The following is a 19351-nucleotide window of genomic DNA, read 5'->3' on the forward strand; positions in this document are numbered from 1 at the left end:
GCCGCCCCGCACCGGACCCCGGGGTCGTGATCCCGGCCGGCGGAAGCGGGCTGTGCCATGATTCGACGCAGGCCCGCGCACGGGAAGGGTGGCCATGTCGCAGGATCTCCCCGTTCCCCGGCAGGACAAGCGAATCCCCATGCAGGACAACAGGTCCGACGACACCACGATCGTCGAGTGGGGCGACACCGAGCCGGAGTCGTCCGGCCGGGCCGCGCGCTCGCTCGCCGCGCTGGGCCGGGACCGCCGTCTGCCGCCCGTGCTCACCGGGCTCGGCGCGGTGGCCGCGATCGCCTCGCTGATCGGCGAGTGGCTGGCGATCACGGTGCCGGCCGAGACCCGGGGCGACGACGCACCCGCCCGGCTGACCAGCGGCATCTCCGAGATCGGCGGGTTCGGTACGGCGTACCTGGTGGGCCTGCTCGGGCTGTCGGTCGCGGTGGGGCTGGCGCTGCGCGGCGCCCCGGCGGTGCGGCAGCACGCCCGGCTGGCCGGGCTGGGTCTCGCGGCGGGCGTGCTCGGGGTGCTCGTCGCGACCGCCTCCTCCCTCGAACAGCTGGCCCGGCGCATCCTGTTCTTCGTCGGCGAGCAGCGCCTTCAGGTCGAGCACGGACGCGGCCTGGTCAGCGCGTTCGTCGCTGTCGCACTGCTGGCGGCCGCGCTGCACCTGGCCGGCCGGGCGGCCGGCGGGACGCCCACCGACGGGGAGCCGGACGACGACCGGCCCGAGCGCCGCCGCCGGGCGGACGAGGACGACGTGCCCCCGGCCCCGGCGGATCTGACGGTGCAGCCCACGGTGCCGTTCGCGGGCCCCGAACGGGCGTACTGAACCAGGTCCGGCAGCACCTCCGGCGGCCACCGGAGCTTCGCCGCCGATTCGCCGGAAAGCCGTGGTTGCCGCCCGTTCCGCGAGATACGGTTGCTGCCCGCCGTCCCATGGTCGCGGCACCGAGGACCTGGTCGGCCGGCGTGACGGCGGCGGGCGAAGGAGGAACCATGACCCGCCCGGGACTGCCCAAGCTGATCGCCACCGACCTCGACGGCACGCTCGTCCGCAGCGACGAGACCGTCTCCGCGTACACCCATCGGGTGCTGGACCGGGTGCGGTCCGCCGGGATCCCGGTGGTCGGCGCGACCGGCCGCGGACCGCGCCTGACCGAACTCACCCGTAACGACATCCGGGCCGCCGACTTCCTGGTGATGGCCGGCGGCGGCCGGGTGGTGGACCAGAGCGACCCGGAAGGGCCCCTGGTGCTGCGGGACGAGCGGCTGCCCGGCGAGGTGCTGGCCCGCATCCTCACCGACCTGGAAGCGGCGGTCGGCCCGCTCACCGTGATGGTCGAGGCGTCGGACGAGCACGACGCACCGCTGTGGGGCGACTACCACCCGAGCTGGCCCTACCCGGACCGGTTCGAGGCGCGCAGCCGGGTCGAATGCCTGTCCTGCGACGTGATCAAGGCGTTCGCCCGGACCGCCGACCACCACGTGGACGAGCTGCTGACGGCCGCGCGGGCGATCGTGCCGCCGGACGTGGCCACGCTCACCCAGGCCGGGCTCGGCTTCATCGAGATCTGCCCGCCCCGCACCGACAAGGCCAGCGGGCTCAGCGTCATCGCCGAGCGGCTCGGTGTGGACCCGGCCGACGTGCTGGTCTTCGGCGACCAGCCGAACGACCTGCCGATGTTCGACTGGGCGGGATGGGCACGGGTGGCGGTGGCGAACGCCCACCCGGAGGTGCGCGCCGCGGCGGACGAGATCACCCTGCGCAACGACGACGACGGGGTCGCGGTCTACCTGGACCGGCTACTCTCCCGGTGATGGAAGATCCACCTCGGCTCGTCGCCTCCGACATCGACGGCACGCTGCTGCGCGACGACCGGACGCTCAGCCCGCGTACCGCCGCGGTGCTGGCCCGCATCGCCGCCGCCGGCACCCCGGTGGTCCTGGTCACCGGCCGTCCGATCCGCTGGCTCCCGATGGTGTACGAGCAGCTCGCCGCGCCGCTGCCGGCCATCTGCGCCAACGGCGCGGTGGTGTACGACCCGGCCACCGACCAGGTGCTGCGGGCCGACCCGCTCGCCCCGGAACTGCTGGCCGAGGTGGCCCGGAGGCTGCGCGCCGAGGTGCCCGGCGTGAGCCTCGCCGTGGAGATCGTGGACAGCCGCCAGATGCGGCACGAGGTGCACTACCCGCTGCGCTGGGACGCCGACCTCGACGCCATCCGGGCCGTCGAGTCGCCGGAGGAACTGCTGGCCGCGCCCGCGGTGAAGTTGCTGGCCCGGGCCGGTGAGCAGGATCCGGACGTCTTCGTGCGGGTGGTGGCGGGCGCCCTGGAAGGGCTGGCCGAGGCGACCCACTCGTCGTACAGCGGGCTGATCGAGATCTCGGCCGCCGGTGTGACCAAGGCGGCGGGCCTGGCCTGGTACGCGGAGCGGCTGGGCGTCGACGAGCGGGACGTGGTGGCCTTCGGCGACATGCCCAACGACGTGCCGATGCTGGCCTGGGCCGGACGGGCGGTGGCCGTCGCCAACGCCCATCCGGCCGTACGGGAGATCGCACACGAGGTCACCGGGCCGAACACCGAGGACGGCGTGGCCGCGTACCTGGAGAAGGTCTTCGAGCTGGACTGACCGGCCGGGGCGCATGACACGCCCCGGCCGACGGGTCACAGGTACTGGCCGGGCGCGTGGCCCTCGCCGCCGCCGGGCATCCCGGGCATGCCCGGCATCACGCCGCCCGGGCCGCTGGGCAGCGCCTGGCGGCCGGAACGCATCTGCTCCAGCTGGACGCGGGCGGCCATCTGCTGGGCCACCAGTGCGGCCTGGATGCCGTGGAACAGCCCTTCCAGCCAGCCCACCAGCTGGGCGTGCGCGATCCGCAGCTCGCTCTCGCTCGGCGCCTGCTGCTCGGTGAACGGCAGCGAGATCCGCTCCAGCTCCTCGCGCAGCTCGGGGGCGAGGCCCTCCTTCAACTCGACGATCGAGCGCTCGTGGATCTCCCGCATCCGGTGCCGGCTCGCGTCGTCGAGCGGCGCCGCCTTCACCTCCTCCAGCAGCTGCTTGATCATGCTGCCGATCCGCATCACCTTGGCCGGCTGCTCGACCAGACGGGTCGGGTCCTCGCCCTTGCCCTCGTCGGTCTGCACCGTGCCGACCGGGCGGCCGTCCGGCCCGACCACCACCACGGTGCCGGGGATGCCATCGTTGCCCTGTTCGTCGTCGTGTCCGGCGGAGTGCGCTTCGGTCATGGCACCCATCTTTACCCACGCCGACCATGTGCACGCGGCCGGTCCGGGGGACGCTACGGTCGCCGCATGCTCTCCGACCCGCGCGAGGTGCTGACCCGCCCGTCCCCGCCCCCGGATGCCACGGTCTCCTACGGCGACCATCCGGACCAGTGCGCCGACCTGCGCCTCCCGGCCGGCGACGGGCCGCCCCGGCCGCTGGTGGTCGTGGTGCACGGCGGCTTCTGGCGGGCGGAGTACGACAGGGCCCACACCGGCCCGATGGCGGCGGCGCTCGCCGCGCTCGGCCACCCGGTCGCGCAGATCGAGTACCGCCGGACCGGCCGGCCGGACGGAGGCTGGCCGCACACGCTGACCGACGTCCGCGCCGGGATCGCCGCGCTGCCGGAACTCGCCGCCGCCGCGCTGCCCGGCCGGGTGGCGCCCGTGCCGCCGATCCTGGTCGGTCACTCCGCGGGCGGGCACCTGGCCCTGTACGTGGCCGCGCACGCCCCGGAGACGGTCGGCGGGGTGCTCGCGCTGGCGCCGGTGGCCGACCTCGCGCAGGCGTACCGGCTGGACCTGGACGAGGGTGCGGTGGCCGCGCTGCTCGGCGGCGGCCCGGACGACGTGCCGGACCGGTACGCCGCAGCGGATCCATCGGCATTGGTGCCCATCCGAACACGCACAGTAGTCATCCACGGTGATCAAGATGTCCAGGTCCCGATCGCGATCAGCCGATCCTGGGTGGCGGCAGATCGGGCCACCGGAGGCTCCGCCACGCTCGTTGAGCTGCCCGAATGCGAGCATTTCGGGCTGATCGCACCGGGCTCCACCGCATGGCCCCAGGTGGTGGAGGCGTTGCGGTCGCTTCACGATGATCTTCCGGGCATTGACGCAGCGTCGTCGACCAGGTAGAACGCCGAAGGGGTGTGCACCATGGCCGCCCCGTCGGGAAGGAAATTCGGTGGCACAGATGAACCGCAGGCGGGCGCTGCAACTGCTGGCCGCGCTGGGTACCACCGGACTGGCGGCGGGTTGCGGATCCGGGGACGACACCGGGGACGAGGCCGGATCCGGCAGCCCGATCAAAGTCGGGCTGATCGTGCCCGGCAGCGGGGCGAACAAGGCCATCGGTGACGAGATCACCAACGGTTTCCAGCTCTTCCTCAGCATGCGCGGCCAGCAGATCGCCGGTCACCCGGTCACGGTCGTGACCGCCGAGGAGGGCGACACCGCCGCCACCGGAAAGGCCGCCGTCGACCGGCTGCTCAAGGAGGGCGTGCTCGCGCTCACCGGCGTGGTCAGCCCCACCGTGATGACCGGCATCAAGGACGCGGTCGAGGAGGCCCGGGTGCCCCTGCTGGGCTCCAACGCCTCCCCGTCGACGCTCCAGGGCGTCGTCTACATCTGGCGCACGTCGTACGTGCTGACCGAGCCCGGTGAGGCGCTCGGCGAGTACCTGCGCCAGAAGCTGGACGCGTCGAGCCGGATCGCCATCTTCGGCACCCGCGGCCCGGGCAGCCAGGACGTCATCGAAGGGCTGCGGCGCGCGTACGAGCGGGGCCGCCGGCTCACCGAGGATCCGATCTTCACCGACGACGACCCCAACCCCTCCCGGTCGCTCTACTCCGGGCCGATCCGCAAGGCGCTCGGGCGCAACCCGGACGCGGTCTTCTGCCACTACTCCGGCGCGCAGGCCGTGCAGTTCGTCAAGCAGCTCTACGCCCAGGGCTACCGGGGACCGATCTACGCCCCCGGTTTCCTCACCGAGGGCACCGCGCTCGACCAGCTCGACGACGGGGAGAAGGGCCGCGAGCGCAAGCTGATCCAGACGTACGGCATCGAGACCGCGCTCAACTACTCGGCCGACCTCAACAACACCGCGAACCGGATCTTCGCCTCCGCGTACCGGAAGACGTTCAACTCGGCGCCCACCACGTACGCGATGGCCTCCTACGACGCCGCGCTGGTGCTGGACAAGGCGATCCGGCTGGCCGGGGGGAACCCCTCGCCGCAGCAGGTCAACCTGGCGCTCGGCAAGGTCGGCCAGGTGGACAGCCCGCGCGGCACCTGGCAGTTCAACCAGACGCGTACCCCGCAGCAGAAGTGGTACCTGCGCCGGGTGCAGACCGACGGCCGGCTGCTCTCCAACGTCGTGATCAACGAGCTGGCGACGCTGGGCTGACAAAGCCCTCGTACACACGCGAAGGGCGGTCTCCCCACCGGGAGGCCGCCCTTCGCGCCGAGGCGTGGCGTGGCGTGGCGTCGAGCCTCGGCTCAGTGCCGCAGCTCGGCGATGCAGCACTTCACGCTGCCACCGCCCTTCTTCAGCTCGGCCAGCTCCACCGGGACCGGGTGGTAGCCGGCCGCCTTCAGCTTGCCGGCGAGCCGGATCGCCTCGTTGTTCAGCACCACGTTGAGCCCGTCGCTGACCAGGTTCAGGCCGAACGCCAGCGCGTCCTCGTCGTCCGCGACGATCGCGTCCGGGAACAGCTGGGCCAGCACCTTCTGGCTCGCAGCCGAGAAGGCCCCCGGGTAGTAGACGACGTTCTCGTCGTCGATCGAGGCCAGCGCGACGTCCAGGTGGTAGAAGCGCGGGTCGACCAGGTGCAGCGAGACCACCGGCCGCCCGAGCGCCTCCTGCGCCTCGGCGTGCGCGGCCGGCTCCGTCCGGAAGCCGTACCCGGCCAGGATCAGGCCGCCGTGCGCCTCCGGCAGGTACGCGAAGTCGCCCTCACCCTCGTTCGTCTCGCTCGGCGCGATGAACCGCCAGCCCTGCTGCTCGTAGAACGCCCGGTGCGCGGCGGCCTCGGCGGACCGCTGCTCGTGCTTGAACCGGGCGCCGTAGACGCTGCCGTCGACCACGAAGGCACCGTTGGCCGCGTAGACCATGTCCGGCAGACCCGCCTCGGGGGTGAGCAGGTGCACCTCGTGGCCCAGCCCGACGAGCGTCTCGCGCAGCCGGTCCCACTGCTTGACCGCCAGGTCGGCGTCGACCGGCGTGGTCACGTCCATCCACGGGTTGATCGCGTACTCGACCGTGAAGTGCTCGGGCGAGCACATGAGATATGTCCGCTTTCGCGAGACTCGCTGCTGGTTCACGGTCACCAAGAGTAGGTACGGTACAACTTTGGTAACAGCCACAAGCATTGCTTCCCGGGAGCAGAACGTTGCAGATAGACGCGGTTGACCAGCGAATCATTGCGTTACTCGTCGCGGATGCTCGCGCCTCGTACGCGGACATCGGCAGCCGGGTGTCACTCTCCGCCCCCGCCGTCAAGCGACGCGTCGACCGCCTCCGATCCGCCGGGGTGATCCGGGGATTCACCGCCGTCGTCGACCCGGCCGCGGTCGGCTGGACCACCGAGGCGTTCGTCGAGCTGTTCTGCGCCGGCCGGACCACGCCGGCGCAGATCGGCGCCGCCGCCCGCCGGCACCCCGAGGTGGTCGGCGCGTACACCGTCTCCGGCGAGGCGGACGCGCTCGTGCACCTGCGCGCCGCGGACATCTCCCACCTGGAGGAGGCGCTGGAACGGCTGCGCGCCGAATCGTTCGTCACCTCGTCCCGCAGCACCATCGTGCTCTCCCGGCTGGTCGAGTCCCCCGGCGTCGGACCGTCCACGCCTTGACCTCAACCTCGCTTCATGTCGTGCACTGGTGACCGGCCTGAAGCGAGGGGGCGGTATGCGTGCGGTGTGGCTGCGGGAGTTCGGCGGACCGGAGGTGCTCGTGCCGGGGACGGCGCCCGACCCGGCACCCGGACCGGGCCAGGTGCTCGTCGACGTGGCACACGCGAACATCACGTTCGTCGAGACGATGTTCCGGGCCAGCGGCTTCGGGCCGTTCGGCACCGAACTGCCGGTGATCCCCGGTAACGGGGTCGGCGGCACGATCACCGCGCTGGGACCGGACGCCGACCCGGCGCTCGCCGGCCGCGTCGTGGTCACCACCACCGGCGGCACCGGCGGGTACGCCGAGCGCGTCGTGGTCGACCAGGGTGCGCCTGTCCCCGTACCCCCGGGGTTGCCGCTGGACGCGGCGGTGGCGCTGATGGCCGACGGCCGGACCGCCCTGATGCTGGCCCGGGCGGCCGGGCTGCGGCGCGGTGACCGCGTCCTGGTGGAGGCGGCGGCCGGCGGGGTCGGATCGCTGCTGGTCCAACTCGCCGCACGGGCCGGCGCCACGGTGGTGGCCGCCGTCGGCGGCTCCCGCAAGGTGGCCGTGCTCCGTGCCGCCGGGCTCGACGTCGTGGTCGACTACCGGCGGGCGGGCTGGACCGACCGGGTCCGGGACTCGGTGGGCGCCGTCGACGTGGTGTTCGACGGCGTCGGCGGGCCGCTCGCCCGGGAGGCGTTCGACCTGCTGGCCCCCGGGGGACGGATGCTCAGCTTCGGGCTGGCCGGCGGCACCTGGGCGGACATCCCGGCCGAGTCGGCAGCCGCACGCGGGGTGACGCTGCTGAGCCCCCGGCCCGGCCCGGACGAGCTGCGCGCCCTCACCGAGGCGGCACTCGCCGAGGGCGCGGCCGGGCGGCTGCGGCCGCTGATCGGGCAGCGCTTCCCGCTGGAACGGGCCGCCGCCGCGCACGCCGCGATCGAGGCCCGGGAAACCCTGGGCAAGACCCTGCTCGACGTACGCTGAGCAGCGCTCAGAGGTACATGCCGGTGCGGTGCTCCTCGGCCCGGGCCGGCTTGTCGCCCTCGCCGAAGAAGCGCTTGCCGCCGAACTCGCCGTGCAGGCGGTCGTCCAGCTCGTCGGCGAGACCGGTCATCACCTGCACCGCGAGCATCAGATGGGTGGGCTGGAAGTTGCGGCCGAACACCGGGATCGAGGCCCACACCGTGTCGTCGGCGCAGTAGAGCCGGCCGATCGGCATCCGGTTGGTCAGCTCGGAGAGCTTCACGTAGAGACGCTCGGTCGGCTCGACCTCGGTCAGCACCGGCGAGAAGACGTCCACGAGCGGCGGGTTGTCGCGCACCCGCACGAAGACCATGGCCGAGCCGGCCCGGATGTTGATGTCACCGTCGGAGTCGACCTGAAGCTGGTCGGACGCCGACTTCAGCATTGTCGACACGACGGTGCGGACCCGCTCCTCCAGGGCCAGCACGTCGTTCTCGCCGGACTGCGCGGCCGCCGCCGCGGCCAGCGCCTCGTCCAGGTCGGCCTCGACGTCGCGGTCCGGGCCGAACTCGCTGCGCGCGGTACCGAGCGGCTCCACGGGAAGCGCCTCGCCCTCGGCGTCGTGCACCAGGTAGACGAGGAAGGCCGGATGCGGGGCGCCGTAGACGTCCCGCAGCGTCCGGGACAGCACGGCGGCCAGCCGGGTCGCCTCGTCGGTGCCGCAGTCCAGCCCGAACTGCTCCCCGGAACCCGGCACCACACCCGGCGGCGACCAGCCGAGCGCCACCATGTCGGCCACCGCGGCCCGGTCCAGCCGGTAGCCCTGCGGCAGCGTGGCGTTTCCGACCGCGCGGGCCGAGAGACGGCCCGCCTCGCCCGCGTCCACGCTCACCGAGTAGACGGCGTCGCCGGTGCCCGAGGCGGTCGGGTCGAGCGTGACCTCCAGGTGCCCGCCGGAGGGCAGCCCGCGCAGCCGGTCGGCGAGCGACCGGGCGAACTCCCGCCAGGCCTCGGTGACCTTGGCCCGCAGATCAGCGGTGGTCGGCTCGTCGAGCAGGATCGACTCGTGGTGCTGCTCCGGCGCGCCGCCGGTGGCCTGATGCGCCGACGTGGCGCCGGTGGCGTGGTGCTCCGGCGCGCCGCCGGCAGGCTCGTCGACCGGCTCCGAGGGGTGGTCTGCCGTCATGATCGCCTCCGTCCGTTCCCGCCACCCTACCCAGGCGCGAAGGGGACCGAATCCCGCGCGAGGCGCTAATCCTCAGGCGTGGAACCACCCAGGTCCACCGGCCAGGAACCGGCCAGCGCACTGAGCCGCTCGGCCGCCGCGGCCGGGTCCGCGCCGCGCCCCACCGCCAGCCCCAGCAGGTACGCGGTGACCGGCGCACCCGGCCGGACCACCTGGTGGGCCACGTCCCGGGCTACGTCGAGCACTGTCGGCACGGGCACCCCCGCCGGGTCCAGGTCCAGTTCCGCGCAGACCGCCGTGACCCAGTCGTCCAGCACCGTCATCTCGTCCACTCCTCCGCCCGGCGTACGTCCTCGTCAGTGTCGCAGTCGAACCACGGCGGCGGCCCCGAGCCGGACCAGGACACCTCGCGTACGGCGACGTCGGCCAGCAGCCCGCGTACCGGCGCGCCGTCGAGCGAGCCGCCCCGCGTCGCGGCGAGCCGGTCGAGGGCGGACCGCAGGGCCGGTACCTGCCAGAGGGCGCACAGGTGCTGGCGGCGGCCGTTCCCGTCCACGTAGCAGGCGAGCGCGGCGGACCGACCGTCCAGCGTCTCCCGCCAGGCGGCGGGCGCGTCTTCCGGCCCGACGGCGGCAGGTGCGTCTTCCGGCCCGGCGGCTGCGGCGTCGAGCGCGGGCGGCGGGTCGTCGCGGAAGTGACAGGCGGCGAGCGCGCGTCGCAGCTCGGCCACCGCTGCGGTGGTGAGCAGCGGCAGGTCGGCGGCGAGCACTGCGACTGTCGTCGTACCGGGGTCGAGCAACGCCAACCCGGCTGCCGTAGCGGCCACCGGACCGCCCCCGGGCGGCTCTTCCCGGGCCGTCCGGACTCCCGTGGGCAGCGGGCCGGACGAGCCGACCACGATCCGCTGGTCCGCGTCGGCCACCGCGTCCAGCACCCGGTGCAGCATCGGCCGGCCGCCTACTGCCCGGGCCGGCTTGTCCACCCCGCCCATCCGTCGGGCCGCGCCACCGGCGAGCAGGATCGCCGCGTACCCCGTCACTGCCTCACAGTAGCCACAGCCACGACCGCCGGTCCGGCTCGGGCCGGCGCCCAGCGTTGTCGGCGGTTTTCCGACGTTGATCGACTGCTTTCCGCCGAAGTGGTGGCATCCAGGGCCCTCCGATACCGCCACTTCGCCGAACTGGTGTCGATCATCGGGCCTGGGGCCGGCCGGGCCGGCCGGGGTGGGTGGGTGGGGGCGGAAGACCTGGGGCGACGTGCGGGCGGCGGGGCGCCCGGGGAGGATGGCGGCATGGGACGGGCGACGGATCGGCGTGGTGTGCTGCGGATCGACCTCGACGCGGCCGGGGACGGCCGGGGGCGGATCGGCCGGCAGGACAACCTGGCCGTGGAGGAGCCGCTGGAGATCCGCGTCGGCGCGGCCGGTCCGGGACGACGCCGGCCGCTGGCGGTGACGATGCGTACGCCCGGCGACGATCTGGACCTGGCGATCGGCTTCCTGCTCACCGAAGGGCTGATCCGATCGGCGGAGGACGTGCACACCGCGCAGCTCTGCGCCGGCGCGGAGACCCCGAACACCTACAACGTGGTCGACGTGGTGCTCTCGCCCGGCGTGCCGGAGCCCGTCACCGACCCGTCGCGCAACTTCTACACCACCAGCTCGTGCGGCGTGTGCGGCAAGGCGAGCATCGAGTCGGTACGCACCCGCTCGCAGTTCGCGGTGCGGGACGACCCGCTGGTGGTCACCGCCGAACTGCTGGCCGGGCTGCCGGACCGGCTGCGCGCCGCGCAGCGCGCCTTCGACCGCACCGGCGGCCTGCACGCCGCCGGCCTCTTCACCCCCGACGGGGAGCTGGTCGTGCTGCGCGAGGACGTCGGGCGGCACAACGCGGTGGACAAGGTGCTCGGCTGGGCCACCCGGGAAGGGCGGCTGCCGCTGGCCGGGCACGTCCTGCTGGTCTCCGGACGGGCCAGCTTCGAACTCACCCAGAAGGCGTGGATGGCGGGCGTGCCGCTGCTCGCGGCGGTGTCCGCGCCGAGCACGCTCGCGGTCGAGCTGGCCGAGGAGGCCGGGATGACGCTGGTCGGCTTCCTGCGCGGGCCGACCATGAACGTCTACGCCGGGGCGGCGCGCATCGGCGAGTGACCGCTCACCGGCGTGGCGGCCGTCGGCGGCCCGGTAGGCGGGTGACCGCCCGGCAGGGTGACCGCTCATCGGCGTGGCCTGCGTCGGCGGCGCCGCAGCACCGCGCCGTCGTCGGAACCGGGCCACCCGTCCAGTGCCGACGGGGCGACTCCCCGCCGGAGCGCCTCGTCGAGCAGCACCGCGAGCGAGTAGCCGGGGTGGGCGGACAACACCCGTTCCAGGGCGACAGCGGCAAGTGCCCCGTGCCCCGATCGCCACGCGGCGAACGCCAGCAGACAGCCCGGCGCGGCGATCAGGTCCGGCTCGGCGCGTCGCAGCACGTCCGTCCAGAGGCTGATGTCCTCGTCCCGGCCGTCGGTGCGGGACCAGGCGCGATCGCGTACCGCGACGTGGCTGAGGAGCACTGTCAGCCAGGCCACCTCGTCGTCGTCCAGCCGCTCACCGCGCCGCTGCCGGCGGAAGGCGGCTCGCACCGCGGCCGTGCCCGCCGTCCGCACGGCCCGCGGCTCCCCACCTGATCCGGCACGACCTGCCGGCACCTGGGACTTGCCGCCCGACCCGGGCCCGCCAACCGGGACCGACGACTCCCCCTCCGGCCCAGCACCGTCCGCCGGAACCGGCGGCTCCGCACCCGCCCTCGAACTGTCGGCTGGCAAGCCTCCGGCCGGGCTCCCTGCCGACGGCGTGGACGGCCGTCCGGTGAGCGCGGCCAGGCGGAGGCGTGCCCGACCGGTGGCCCGGCGCATGGCGAGCCGGACCGGCCCGTCGAGCGGGGACACCTGCGCCGCGAGCGCGGCCCGGTCGGGCAGCGCGACCTGACCGGCGAACACAGCCGCCGCGCTGACCTGGCTGGCGGCCGGGTCGTACGGGGTGCCCTCGGGCGGGCAGCAGGACGGCTCGACGCAGAGGTACGAGAACCAGCGGCCCTCGGTGACCCGCAGCGCGTCGAGCACCACCAGCCCGGCGGCGGTCAGCGCGTCGCCGATCGCGTCGACGACGCCCGTCACCCGGGCGGCCGGACCGTAGCCGACGACTGTGGCGGCGTCGGCGTCCTGCCGGGCCACCACCTGCGCCAGGTGCCGGGCCGCCGGACCGGGGTCGGCGCCCGGTGCGGGCAGGTCGCCACGGGCGGCGAAGACGACGCGGCGGCCGCGTACCGCGACCACCACCACGCTGTCGGCGGGATGGAAGCCGAGCAGGTAGGGCACGGCCGCGACCATGTCGGCCGGCGAGCGGACGGAGAGGCGCGCTGGCTCGGTGGAGTTCATGCCGGGAGCGTGGGCGGTCGCGCGTCACCGCGTCCGCCCCTGTGGACGACACGCGGTCCGTCCACAGATACGGAGCGTATCGGTCCAGGTCAGCGGCGATCGGCGGTGCCGCCCGGCACACGGATGTCCGGGGTAACCGCTACCTTGCGCACATGGACCTGGCGTACCTGCGGGCACACCCGGAGCACCTGCCGACCTTCCTGACCCACCAGCGGATCCGGGAGACCCCGGTCTCCGGCGGTGACATCTGCGCCGCCTCCCGGCTGACGCTCGACGACGGGCACTCGGTGTTCGCCAAGACCTGGCCGGAACGGGCGGCGCGTCCGCTGCCGGAGGGCTTCTTCGCCGCCGAGGCGGCCGGGCTGCGCTGGCTGCGCGAGGCCGGCCCGGTGCCCGTACCGGATGTGCTCGTCGCGTTGCCCGACCTGCTGGCGCTCGACTGGGTGGAGCCCGGCGAACCGACGCCGGAGGCCGCGGAGGCGTTCGGCCGCGATCTCGCCGGGCTGCACCGCGCCGGGGCGCCCGCGTTCGGCGCGGACTGGCCGGGGTTCATCGGCGCGCTGCCGCAGGACAACACGCCCGACCCCGGTCCCTGGCCGGACTGGTTCGCCCGGCGCCGCCTGCTGCCCTACCTGCGCATGTCGGTCGACGGCGGCGCGCTCGACGGTGCCGGGGCGGCGCTCGTCGAGCAGGTCGTCGAGCGGATCGGCGAGTTCGGCGGTGACGAGCAGCCGGCCCGGCTGCACGGCGATCTCTGGCCCGGCAACCTGCTCTGGGGCGCCGACGGCCGGGTCTGGCTGGTCGACCCGGCCGCGCACGGCGGCCACCGCGAGACCGACCTGGCCCAGCTCGCGCTGTTCGGCGGTCCGCCGCACCTGGACCGGATCACGGCCGCCTACCGGGAGGCGTGGCCGCTCGCCGACGGGTGGCGGGAACGTGTACCGCTGCACCAGTTGCATCTGCTGCTCGTGCACACCGCGATCTTCGGCGCGGCGTACGCGGACGCGGTCCTCTCCACCGCCCGTGCCGCCCTCCGGGGGCCCGACCGCGCTACGGTCGAGGGATGAGCGCCCCCCGGACGGCCGACGGCGTCCTCGCCGACCGGTACGGCCGTGTCGCCCGGGACCTACGGGTCTCGCTCACCGACAAGTGCAACCTGCGCTGCACCTACTGCATGCCGGCGGAGGGCCTGCCCTGGCTGGCCAATCCGCAGCTGCTCACCGACGACGAGATCATCCGGCTGGTGGGTGTCGCGGTCTCCCGGCTCGGCATCACCGAGGTGCGCTTCACCGGCGGCGAGCCGCTGATCAGGCCGGGCCTGCCGGGCATCGTGGCCGCGGTCGCCGCGCTCACGCCCCGGCCGCGCATCTCGCTGACCACGAACGGCATCGGTCTGGCCCGCATGGCGCCGGCGCTGCGTGCCGCCGGGCTGGATCGCGTCAACGTCTCCCTCGACACGCTGGACCGGGACCGGTTCACCGCGCTGACCCGCCGCGACCGGCTCGCCGACGTGCTCGCCGGGCTGGCCGGGGCCGCGGAAGCCGGGCTGACCCCAGTGAAGATCAACTCGGTGCTCATGCGCGGCACGAACGACGACGAGGCGCCCGCGCTGCTCCGGTTCGCGCTCGCGCACGGCTACGAGCTGCGGTTCATCGAGCAGATGCCGCTCGACGCCCAGCACGGCTGGGACCGCTCGACCATGGTCACCGCCGACGAGATCCTGGCCTCCCTGCACGCCGCGTTCGCGCTGACGCCGGACCCGTCCGAGCGCGGTGCGGCACCGGCCGAGACGTGGCTGGTGGACGGCGGGCCGGCCCGGGTCGGGGTGATCGCCAGCGTGACCCGGCCGTTCTGCGGCGACTGCGACCGCACCCGGCTCACCGCCGACGGCCAGGTGCGCAACTGCCTGTTCGCCACCGAGGAGTCGGACCTGCGCGGCGCGTTGCGCGACGGCGCGGACGACGAGGAGCTGGCTCGCCGCTGGCGCGCCGCGATGTGGGTCAAGCGGGCCGGGCACGGCATCGACGATCCGACGTTCCTCCAGCCCGCGCGCTCGATGTCGGCGATCGGAGGCTGAGGGTGGAGCTCACAGTCCGCTACTTCGCCGGGGCCCGCGCGGCCGCGGGACGATCCGAGGAGACCGCATCCGCCGGCCGGTCCCTGGACGAACTCCTCGATGACCTGGCCGCCCGGCACGGCGAACGCCTCGCGGTGGTGCTGAAGGCGGCGAGTTTCCTGGTCGACGGCGTGGCCTGTCATGATCGACGGGCACTGTTGCCGGCCGGGGTGACGGTGGACGTGCTGCCGCCCTTCGCGGGCGGCTGAGGGGGGCACACGTGCTGGCCATGGCGACATTCCTGGGCTTCGTCGTGCTCGTGATCGGCCTGATCCACTTCTACCTGTGGAGGCGGCTGGTCCGGGACACCACGCGCCCCGGGCGGTGGCGCCGGGCCGGTGGCGTGACGATCGCGGCGCTGGCGGTGCTCGTGCCGGTGACCATGGCCGGCACGCGCAACGGCTGGTACTGGCTGGCCTGGCCCGGCTACCTCTGGGTCGCGCTCATGTTCTACCTGCTGGTGCTGCTGCTTGTGCTGGAGGTGCCGACCGCTGTGGTCCGGCTCGTGCTGCGTCGGCGGGCCCGCTCGGCGGTCGCCGCCGGCCCGGAGCCCGAGCCCGCGCTCGTGGGCGCGGCGACGGCGGACGGTCCGACGCCGCCGCCGGTCGACCCCACCGACGCGCCGCCGGCCGGCACCCACGCGCCGGACCACGACCCCTCCCGGCGGCTGCTGCTCGCGCGCGGGGCGGCGATCTTCGCCGGGCTCACCGCCGCCGGTGTCACCGGGTACGGCGTCCGCACCGCGATGGGTCCGCCGCAGCTCGACCGGGTGCAGATCCCGCTGGCCAAGCTGCCCCGCAGCATGGACGGACTGCGTATCGCCACCGTCTCCGACATCCACATCGGGCCGTTGCGCGGCCGGGCGCACACCGAGCGGATCGTCGCGATGATCAATCGGATGGACGCCGACCTGGTCGCCGTGGTCGGTGACCTGGTCGACGGCACGGTGGCCGAACTGGGCGAGGCCGCCGAGCCGCTGCGCGACCTGCGGTCCCGGTACGGGAGCTTCTTCGTCACCGGCAACCACGAGTACTACTCGGGCGTCGAGGAGTGGGTCCGCGAGGTCGACCGGCTCGGCCTGCGCGTGCTCCAGAACGAGCGGCAGGAGATCCAGGCCCGGGGCGGCGTGCTGGACCTCGCCGGGGTGAACGACGTGAGCGCCGCCGGCACCGGGGTGGCCGCGCCCGCCGACTACGCCGCCGCTCTCGGCGACCGCGACCCGAGCCGGCCGGTGGTGTTGCTGGCGCACCAGCCGGTGGCCGCGCAGGAGGCGGCGAAGTTCGGCGTCGACCTCCAGCTCTCCGGGCACACGCACGGCGGCCAGATGGTGCCGTTCAACCTGGCGGTGAAGCTCGAACAGCCGGTGGTCTCCGGTCTCGGCGAGGTCGACGGCACGAAGGTCTACGTCACGAACGGCGCCGGCTTCTGGGGCCCGCCGGTGCGGGTGGGCGCGCCTCCCCAGGTGACGCTCGTCGAGCTGCGCGCTCAATAGCGTGCATGGGCCGCCGAGTCCAGCACCGCATTGCTCAGGTCACCCGTACGCGTGGCGACGGGCGGGCGGGGGACCGGACGTGACAGGATGCGGCGTGCCTCCGTTCAGCGCCGCACCCCCCGGTGGCCTCCCGCCGTACGTCGCGGATCTGCACATCCACTCGAAGTACTCCCGCGCGTGCAGCCGCGACCTGACCCTGCCGAACCTGGCCTGGTGGGCCCGGCGCAAGGGCATCGGCGTGCTCGGCACCGGCGACTTCACCCATCCCGCCTGGTACGACCACCTGCGCGAGACGCTGCACCCGGCCGAGCAGGGCCTGTACCGGCTCTCACCCGAGGCGGAACGGGACGTCGCCCGGCGGCTGCCGCCCCGGCTGGCCAGTGAGGCGGAGGCCGACCCGGTCCGGTACATGCTGAGCGTGGAGATCTCCACGATCTACAAGCGCGACGACCGGACGCGCAAGGTGCACCACCTGATCTACCTGCCGGACCTGGACGCGGTGGCCCGGTTCAACACCGCGCTGGGCCGGATCGGCAACCTCGGCTCGGACGGCCGGCCGATCCTCGGGCTGGACTCCCGCGACCTGCTGGAGATCACGCTGGAGGCAAGCCCGGACGGCTACCTGGTGCCCGCGCACATCTGGACGCCCTGGTTCTCCGCGCTCGGCTCGAAGTCCGGCTTCGACGCGATCGCCGACTGCTACGCCGACCTGGCCGAGCACATCTTCGCGGTGGAAACCGGCCTGTCGTCCGACCCGGAGATGAACTGGCGGGTCGGCAGCCTGGACCGCTACCAGCTGGTGTCGAACTCGGACGCGCACTCGCCGCCCGCGCTGGCCCGGGAGGCCACGGTCCTCACCGCCGCCCGCGACTACTTCGCCATCCGCGAGGCGTTGCGGACCGGCGACGGGCTCGCGGGCACCGTCGAGTTCTTCCCGGAGGAGGGCAAGTACCACGCCGACGGGCACCGGCTGTGCGGCGTGAACTGGTCCCCGGAGCGGACCCGCGAGGCGGGCGGACGCTGCCCGGAGTGCGGCAAGCCGCTGACTGTGGGCGTACTCAGCCGGGTCGAGGAGCTGGCGGACCGCGCGGCGGGGCACCGGCCGGCGCACGCCCGCGAGGTGACCCATCTGGTGCCGCTGGCCGAGATCCTGGGCGAGCTGAACCGGGTCGGCGCGCGGTCGAAGAAGGTCGAGGGCAAGCTCAACGAGCTGATCGCCGCGCTCGGACCGGAGCTGGAGATCCTCACGCGTACCCCGATCGAGGAGATCGGCCGCGTCGGCGGCGAGCTGCTCGCGGAGGGCATCGGCCGGCTGCGCCGCGGCGACGTGCGCCGGGTGCCGGGCTACGACGGGGAGTACGGCGTGATCACGCTGTTCGACCCGGCGGAACTGGGCGCCGGGGGTGCCCGGGCCGGGCAGGAGACGCTGTTCGACGTACCGGTGCCCGCGCAGCGGCGGCCGGCGGAGTCGGCGCCGAAACCGAAGGCCAAGCGCCCGGCGGCGGCCCGGCCGGAACCGAAGCGGACGCCGACGCCAGCGCCCCCGATCGCGCCGCCGCCGTCTCCGCACGAGCCGTTCGAGCCGATGCTCGCCGGGATGGAGGAGGTCGGCACCGGCCTGCTGGACCGGCTGGACGCGATGCAGCGGGTGGCCGCGTCGGCGCCGGGTGGCCCGCTGCTGATCGTGGCCGGTCCGGGCACCGGCAAGACCCGCACGCTCACCCACCGGATCGCGTACCTGTGCGCGGAGCTGAACGTCTTCCCCGATCAGTGCCTGGCGATCACGTTCACCCGGCGGGCGGCCGAGGAGCTGCGGCACCGGCTGGACGGGCTGCTCGGCCCGGTCGCCGAGGACGTCACGGTGGGTACGTTCCACTCGCTCGGCCTGACCGTGCTGCGGGAGAACGCGACGGCGGCCGGGCTGCCGGCGGACTTCCGGATCGCCGACGAGGCGGACCGGGCGGCGGCGCGCGCCGAGGCCGGTGACGACGACGAGCGGTACGTGGCACTGCTGCGCAAGCGGGACCTGGTCGACCTGGACGAGCTGCTGACGCTGCCGGTGGCCCTGCTGAAGGGTGACCGGAAGCTGGTCCGCGAGTACCGCGAGCGGTGGAAGTGGATCTTCGTCGACGAGTACCAGGACGTCGACGCGGTGCAGTACGAGCTGCTGCGGCTGCTCAGCCCGCCGGACGGCAACCTGTGCGCGATCGGTGACCCGGACCAGGCGATCTACTCGTTCCGGGGCGCCGACGTGGGCTACTTCCTGCGGTTCTCGCAGGACTTCACCGACGCGCGGCTGGTCCGGCTGAACCGCAACTACCGCTCCTCCGCGCCGATCCTGGCCGCCGCGGTGCAGGCCATCGCGCCGTCGTCGCTGGTGCGCGGCCGGCGTCTCGACCCGGCCCGGCTCGACCCGGAGGCGCCGCTGGTCGGCCGGTACGCGGCGAGTTCCGCCTACGACGAGGCCGACTTCGTGGTCCGTACCGTGGACGAGCTGGTCGGCGGCCTGTCCCACCGCTCGCTCGACTCGGGTCGGATCGACGGGCGGACCACCTCGCTGTCCTTCTCCGACATCGCGGTGCTCTACCGGACCGACGCGCAGGCCGCACCGATCGTGGACGCGCTGGCCCGGGCGAACATCCCGGTGCAGAAGCGCTCGCACGACCGGCTGCGCGACCGTCCCGGCGTGCCCGCAATCGCCCGCGAGCTGCGCCACGCCGGTCTGGACGGTTCGCTCGCGGCCCGGGTACGGCAGGCCGGGCAGATCCTGGCCGAGCGCTTCGCCGTGCCCACGCTCGACGGTTCCGGCGCGGTACGCCCCGAGGACGTCCGCACGGCGGTGGACCTGCTCACCCCGCTGGCCCGGCGCTGCGGCGACGACCTCGACCTGTTCCTCAACCAGCTCGCCACCGGCGCGGAGGTGGACGCGCTCGACCCGCGCGCCGAGGCGGTCACGCTGCTCACGCTGCACGCCGCGAAGGGTCTGGAGTTCCCGGTGGTGTTCCTGGTCGGCGCCGAGGACGGGCTGCTGCCGCTGCGCTGGCCCGGATCCGAGCCGGACGACGACGCGGTGGCCGAGGAGCGCCGGCTGTTCTTCGTCGGGCTGACCCGGGCACAGGACCGGCTCTACGTGAGCCACGCGGGCCGCCGCGCCCGGCACGGCGCGGAACGCGACACCCGCCCGTCGCCGTTCCTCGACGTGATCGACCCGGCGCTGTTCGAGCGTCTGGACGCGACCGAGCCCCGCCGTCCGAAGGACCACCAGCTCCGTCTGATCTGACCGCCCGCGGCACCCGC

Annotated in this window: 19 protein-coding genes; 13 read left to right on the top strand and 6 right to left on the bottom strand. The window is 74.1% G+C overall.

The genetic code is table 11. The features are described from left to right. Window positions 1-94: 94 nt before the first annotated feature. The 3 genes from MICAU_RS31065 (at window position 95) to MICAU_RS31075 (ending at window position 2630) form a co-directional block, all read left to right on the top strand. The gene (locus MICAU_RS31065; protein ID WP_013289316.1) at window positions 95-829 is read left to right on the top strand and encodes a hypothetical protein; all 735 of its coding nucleotides are present in this window, start codon (window positions 95-97) and stop codon (window positions 827-829) included. Window positions 830-996: 167 nt separating this feature from the next. After that, complete coding sequence (locus MICAU_RS31070) at window positions 997-1818, top strand: HAD family hydrolase (protein ID WP_013289317.1); 822 nt, start codon at window positions 997-999, stop codon at window positions 1816-1818. Next, window positions 1818-2630, top strand: a complete 813-nt coding sequence (locus tag MICAU_RS31075; RefSeq protein ID WP_013289318.1) for an HAD family hydrolase — start codon at window positions 1818-1820, stop codon at window positions 2628-2630. Before MICAU_RS31070 ends, MICAU_RS31075 begins: the two co-directional genes overlap by 1 nt. A gap of 35 nt (window positions 2631-2665) precedes the next feature. Here MICAU_RS31075 and MICAU_RS31080 read toward each other — a convergent pair whose 3' ends face one another. Next, window positions 2666-3256 carry a bacterial proteasome activator family protein gene (locus tag MICAU_RS31080; RefSeq protein ID WP_013289319.1) on the bottom strand — a complete coding sequence of 197 codons (591 nt, stop codon included), beginning with the start codon at window positions 3254-3256 and terminating at the stop codon, window positions 2666-2668. 57 nt (window positions 3257-3313) lie between these two features. On the opposite strand from MICAU_RS31080, the gene MICAU_RS31085 reads away from it, so the two are divergent. Together MICAU_RS31085 and MICAU_RS31090 are read left to right on the top strand one after the other, a co-directional pair. Next, window positions 3314-4141, top strand: coding sequence for an alpha/beta hydrolase family protein (locus tag MICAU_RS31085; RefSeq protein WP_013289320.1), 828 nt, complete (start codon window positions 3314-3316; stop codon window positions 4139-4141). Window positions 4142-4190: 49 nt separating this feature from the next. Continuing rightward, complete coding sequence (locus MICAU_RS31090) at window positions 4191-5411, top strand: ABC transporter substrate-binding protein (RefSeq protein WP_013289321.1); 1221 nt, start codon at window positions 4191-4193, stop codon at window positions 5409-5411. Window positions 5412-5503: 92 nt separating this feature from the next. Here the strand turns inward: MICAU_RS31090 and ddaH are convergent, their stop codons facing one another. Continuing rightward, entirely contained in the window at window positions 5504-6337 is an 834-nt protein-coding gene (ddaH, locus tag MICAU_RS31095; protein ID WP_013289322.1) for a dimethylargininase, read from the bottom strand. Between the two features lie 59 nt (window positions 6338-6396). On the opposite strand from ddaH, the gene MICAU_RS31100 reads away from it, so the two are divergent. Continuing rightward, window positions 6397-6855, top strand: a complete 459-nt coding sequence (locus tag MICAU_RS31100) for an Lrp/AsnC family transcriptional regulator (protein WP_013289323.1) — start codon at window positions 6397-6399, stop codon at window positions 6853-6855. A 55-nt stretch (window positions 6856-6910) separates the two neighbouring features. Beyond that, window positions 6911-7867: a zinc-binding dehydrogenase gene (locus MICAU_RS31105; protein ID WP_013289324.1), complete on the top strand. Its 957-nt coding sequence runs from the start codon at window positions 6911-6913 to the stop codon at window positions 7865-7867. A 7-nt stretch (window positions 7868-7874) separates the two neighbouring features. Here the strand turns inward: MICAU_RS31105 and MICAU_RS31110 are convergent, their stop codons facing one another. From MICAU_RS31110 to mobA, 3 genes are all read right to left on the bottom strand, one after another. After that, on the bottom strand, window positions 7875-9032 hold the full coding sequence (locus MICAU_RS31110) for a T3SS (YopN, CesT) and YbjN peptide-binding chaperone 1 (protein WP_013289325.1): 1158 nt from the start codon (window positions 9030-9032) through the stop codon (window positions 7875-7877). A gap of 65 nt (window positions 9033-9097) precedes the next feature. Then, window positions 9098-9355: a DUF6457 domain-containing protein gene (locus MICAU_RS31115; protein WP_013289326.1), complete on the bottom strand. Its 258-nt coding sequence runs from the start codon at window positions 9353-9355 to the stop codon at window positions 9098-9100. Continuing rightward, window positions 9352-10071 carry a molybdenum cofactor guanylyltransferase gene (gene mobA / locus MICAU_RS31120; protein WP_041799153.1) on the bottom strand — a complete coding sequence of 240 codons (720 nt, stop codon included), beginning with the start codon at window positions 10069-10071 and terminating at the stop codon, window positions 9352-9354. Before mobA ends, MICAU_RS31115 begins: the two co-directional genes overlap by 4 nt. A 252-nt stretch (window positions 10072-10323) precedes the next feature. Here mobA and fdhD point away from each other — a divergent pair, with 252 nt between their 5' ends. Further along, a complete protein-coding gene (gene fdhD / locus MICAU_RS31125) occupies window positions 10324-11178 on the top strand; it encodes a formate dehydrogenase accessory sulfurtransferase FdhD (RefSeq protein WP_013289328.1) in 855 nt (284 codons plus the stop codon). Window positions 11179-11243: 65 nt separating this feature from the next. On the opposite strand, the gene MICAU_RS31130 is transcribed toward fdhD, so the two are convergent. Further along, window positions 11244-12446: a DUF4192 domain-containing protein gene (locus MICAU_RS31130; RefSeq protein ID WP_013289329.1), complete on the bottom strand. Its 1203-nt coding sequence runs from the start codon at window positions 12444-12446 to the stop codon at window positions 11244-11246. A 152-nt stretch (window positions 12447-12598) separates the two neighbouring features. Here MICAU_RS31130 and MICAU_RS31135 point away from each other — a divergent pair, with 152 nt between their 5' ends. The 5 genes from MICAU_RS31135 (at window position 12599) to MICAU_RS31155 (ending at window position 19334) form a co-directional block, all read left to right on the top strand. Beyond that, window positions 12599-13513 carry a fructosamine kinase family protein gene (locus tag MICAU_RS31135; RefSeq protein WP_013289330.1) on the top strand — a complete coding sequence of 305 codons (915 nt, stop codon included), beginning with the start codon at window positions 12599-12601 and terminating at the stop codon, window positions 13511-13513. Beyond that, entirely contained in the window at window positions 13510-14523 is a 1014-nt protein-coding gene (gene moaA / locus MICAU_RS31140; protein ID WP_013289331.1) for a GTP 3',8-cyclase MoaA, read from the top strand. The genes MICAU_RS31135 and moaA overlap by 4 nt, the downstream gene beginning before the upstream one ends. Window positions 14524-14525: 2 nt before the next feature. Further along, on the top strand, window positions 14526-14771 hold the full coding sequence (locus tag MICAU_RS31145) for a MoaD/ThiS family protein (protein WP_013289332.1): 246 nt from the start codon (window positions 14526-14528) through the stop codon (window positions 14769-14771). Window positions 14772-14791: 20 nt separating this feature from the next. Further along, window positions 14792-16054, top strand: a complete 1263-nt coding sequence (locus MICAU_RS31150; RefSeq protein ID WP_374536746.1) for a metallophosphoesterase — start codon at window positions 14792-14794, stop codon at window positions 16052-16054. A gap of 94 nt (window positions 16055-16148) precedes the next feature. Then, window positions 16149-19334: a UvrD-helicase domain-containing protein gene (locus MICAU_RS31155; protein ID WP_013289334.1), complete on the top strand. Its 3186-nt coding sequence runs from the start codon at window positions 16149-16151 to the stop codon at window positions 19332-19334. The last annotated feature ends 17 nt before the right edge of the window (window positions 19335-19351 follow it).

Source organism: Micromonospora aurantiaca ATCC 27029 (assembly GCF_000145235.1).
GTDB classification, from domain to species: domain Bacteria; phylum Actinomycetota; class Actinomycetes; order Mycobacteriales; family Micromonosporaceae; genus Micromonospora; species Micromonospora aurantiaca.